Source organism: Aquimarina megaterium XH134 (assembly GCF_000520975.1).
Taxonomy (GTDB): Bacteria; Bacteroidota; Bacteroidia; order Flavobacteriales; family Flavobacteriaceae; genus Aquimarina; species Aquimarina megaterium.
In genome coordinates this window covers 1-2,834 of record NZ_JACB01000008.1, presented here as the reverse complement: position 1 = coordinate 2,834, position 2,834 = coordinate 1, and the positions used below count along the sequence as shown (strand labels likewise).

The 2,834-nt window shown below is 35.3% G+C and carries 2 protein-coding genes; both read left to right on the top strand.

The genetic code is table 11. The features are described from left to right. On the top strand, nt 1–2,320 hold a 2,320-nt coding region (locus Z053_RS29955), incomplete at its 5' end, for an RHS repeat domain-containing protein (protein ID WP_160170070.1). A gap of 5 nt (nt 2,321–2,325) precedes the next feature. Then, a complete protein-coding gene (locus tag Z053_RS0108720; protein ID WP_025664648.1) occupies nt 2,326–2,700 on the top strand; it encodes a hypothetical protein in 375 nt (124 codons plus the stop codon). Nucleotides 2,701–2,834 lie beyond the last annotated feature (134 nt).

Below are 2,834 nucleotides of genomic sequence, written 5' to 3'. Positions count from 1 at the left end.
AACAGTATATAACGAAGCTATTACCGATCAAACCAAGACACTAGCTACCGGAAGCAAGGTACGAATACTAGATACCTATGATTGGATCACTACGGTTACTTACTATGATAAAAAATCAAGGCCCATCTATGTAGCTAGTAAAAATGAATATCTAAACACTACCGATATGGTAGCAACCCAATTGGATTTTGTAGGTAAGGTAGAAGAGACTAAAAGTACTCATACCAAAGATAGTAACGCACCTATTGTAACGATAGATACGTTTACCTATGATCATATGGGTAGGATGCTCACCCAACGACAATGTATAGAAGATGCTTCTGGGGTAAACTGTACGGGTAATACAGGGGTTACACCAACAGTAACCTTATCACAACCGATCACTCAGACCACAACTACCGTAGCAGGTAACACCATTACCTTATCTAATGGATTTCATTTTGCAGCTACAGCTAGTACCTCTTTCTTTGCTAAGATCCAGAACGAGGAATTCCCGGGAGAATTGATTGTATCTAATACTTATGATAAGTTAGGGCAATTAACCTCTAAAACAGTTGGTGGTGGGTTACAAGATGTACATTATACCTACAATGTACGAGGATGGTTAAAACACATCAACCAGGATAGTTATGATGATAATGATCTGTTTGATTTTACGATCAATTATAATACCCCACAACATGGGGCTACTGCTTTATATAATGGAAATATCGCAGAGACAAAATGGAAAACTGCCAATGATAATGTAGAGCGACATTACAAATACGGTTATGATGCTTTAAACCGAATCATAGAAGGAATCAGTAGTGATGGTAACTATAACCTAAGTGGTGTTATCTACGATAAAACAGGAAATATCCTCTCCTTAAACCGAAAAGGAAATCTTAATGAAGCTGCTACTTCTTTTGGGGATATGGATATCCTGGCATATACTTATGATAGCGGTAATAAACTCTTAAGAGTGACTGATACAGGGAATACGACTTTTGGTTTTAAAGATGGTACTAACACCAGTGATGACTATACCTATGATGCCAATGGGAACATGATTATAGATCAAAACAAAGGGATCACAAGCATTACCTATAATCATTTAAACTTACCAAAAACAGTAACTGTAAATAATGCTTCTCATAATGGAAATATTACCTATATTTACGATGCCACTGGGGTAAAACTAAAAAAGATTACCACAGAGGGAAGTTCATCGACAACAGAATATGCCGGTAATTATGTGTATAAAAATGGTACGTTAGAATTCTTTAACCATGCAGAAGGTATTGTAGAACATGAAGCTGATGGATATAAGTATGTATATCAGTTTAAAGATCACTTAGGGAATATACGATTATCGTACAAAGATGCTGATAAGGATGGTTCTATTACTCAAAGTGAGATCGTACAGGAGAAGAATTACTATCCTTTCGGTATGACTCATTCTGGATATAATAGTACACTGCGAGGAAGAAATCATAATTATGGTTACAATGGTAAGGAAGAACAATCAAAACTAGGACTAGAGTGGTTGGACTTTGGAGCTAGAAACTACGATCCTACTATTGGTAGATGGATGAATATTGATCCGTTGGCTGATCAAATGAGAAGGCACTCGCCATATAATTATGCTTTTGATAATCCATTGCGATTTATTGATCCTGATGGAATGGCTCCAAATGATGTTGTTATTTTGGGAGATGATGCAGATGACGCCTTTAATCAACTCCAAGCTTCAGTAGAAGGACAATTAGCATTAACTAGAAATTCTGAAACTGGAAAAGTTACGGCAACTGTTAAAGAAGGTGTTACATTAGAAGAAGGAGGTGCTGCTGAAACATTATTGAATGCTACAGAAGACACGAATATCACTGTTACTGTTAATACAAAAGATAGTTTTCAACTTGATAATGGAAAAGACTTCATAGGAGGTGCTTTTGGAGGAAGTACAGTTAATAAGGATGGAACAATAGATGCTACGCAAACTGTTAATACTGATGTTCAAAGCACTTTAGATTCTTTCTACAAGAGAGGTGATGGGGTAGGTGTTTTACACGAAGTAATAGAAGGTTTTGTTGGAGCCCAAGATTCTCCTGGGGCATCTTCTTCTGATAGAGAAGCATATGATAATGCTCATGATAAAGCAGGAAATATCGATCCGAGATATAGTGAAAACACAGGAGCAAATCGAGTAGGACAAGTTACTGGAAGTATAAGTGGCGGTAGAACAAGAACAACTCGTGTTTATGAAGCTGTTAATAGAAGCGGTCAGGTGAAAAGGTTAGGTAGCAGAGTATTAAGAATAAACCAACGAAAGAAAAACTAGACATTATGAGATATATCTTATTTATTACATTTTTATTGACTATTTGTTGTAATGGACAAGTAGAAAATGAAATGGTAAAAGAAAAAGAAATTTATAATATTGTTAGTATTGATTCTACTAATAGATACTACTTATATAAAGTTTTTGATAGTAAAAAAGATGATGTTTTACTAGTTATAGACAAAAACTCTAAGCAACTGGAAGATAAAAACATTAGTATTAATAAAACCTACTCTTTTCAGACTTATAAGTTTTATGATATTTTTTCCTTTGATGCTAATATGTGTCATTACGTAGATGGAGTAAAAATCTGGTGTCATTCAGATAAGGTTGATTTAAGATTTACAGATGGAATGGGTAATGATATTATAGAGAATTAAAAGCCAATGGGTATAAGTATGTCTATCAGTTTAAAGACCATTTAGGGAATATCAGACTATCCTACAAAGACGCTAACAAAGATGGTACTATATCCCAAAGTGAGATCGTACAGGAGAAGAACTACTACCCCCGC

What these genes read in the sequence shown, in the direction of transcription:
- Z053_RS0108720 (WP_025664648.1), top strand. Translation starts at nt 2,326, where the DNA reads ATGAGATATATCTTATTTATTACATTTTTATTGACTATTTGTTGTAAT.